At 75.4% G+C, this 757-nt stretch carries 1 protein-coding gene; it reads left to right on the top strand.

From position 1 onward, the window contains the following. Nucleotides 1–63 precede the first annotated feature (63 nt). On the top strand, nucleotides 64–757 hold a 694-nt coding region (locus ACYVE9_RS29330), incomplete at its 3' end, for a CapA family protein (protein ID WP_461030910.1).

Raw genomic sequence — 757 nt, 5'->3', positions numbered from 1 at the left:
TGCGAGGTCGGCGGCCCCGTCGCAGGCTGGCCGGGAAGGGCAGCCGAGCGTGAGGAGAAGCCGATGTCACGACGCCGGAGCGGTTGGACGGCGGCCGGTGCGGTCGCGGCACTGATGATGTCCGGCTGCACGGCCGGCCCGGACCAGGCGGGTGCGGAGCAGACCGCGGAACCCGGCGCCCCCGCGTCGTCCGCCCGGACGGCCGACGACGACCGGCGTGCGTTCACCCTGCTGGCGACCGGGGACATCATCCCGTACCCGTCGATCATCCGGCAGGCGCAGCTCGACGCGGGCGGCAGCGGACACGACTTCGGGCCGATGCTCGCCGGCGTCTCACCGCTGGTCCGGGCGGCGGACGTGGCGATCTGCCACATGGAGACCCCGTACGGCGAAGAGGGCGGGCCCTTCACCGGATACCCGCTGTTCCGGTCGCCGCCGCAGCTCGCCACCGCGTTGCGCGACACCGGCTACGACAGCTGCTCCACGGCGTCCAACCACACGCTCGACGACGGCTTCGACGGGTTGCGCCGCACCCTCGACGCGCTGGACGCGGCAGGCGTCCGCCACGCCGGCTCGGCACGCTCCGAGCGGGAGGCGCGGCGCCCCACCATGCTGACGGCGGGCGGCGCCCGGATCGCGCACCTGGCCTACACCGCCGACACCAACGGCATTCCCGTGCCGTCCGGCAAGCCGTGGGCGGTCGACCTGCTGGATGCCGACCGGGTGATCGCCGACGCCCGGGCGGCGCGCCGGGCGG

It is taken from the genome of Streptomyces sparsus, from assembly GCF_054776295.1.
This window is presented reverse-complemented; position numbering and strand designations above follow the sequence as displayed.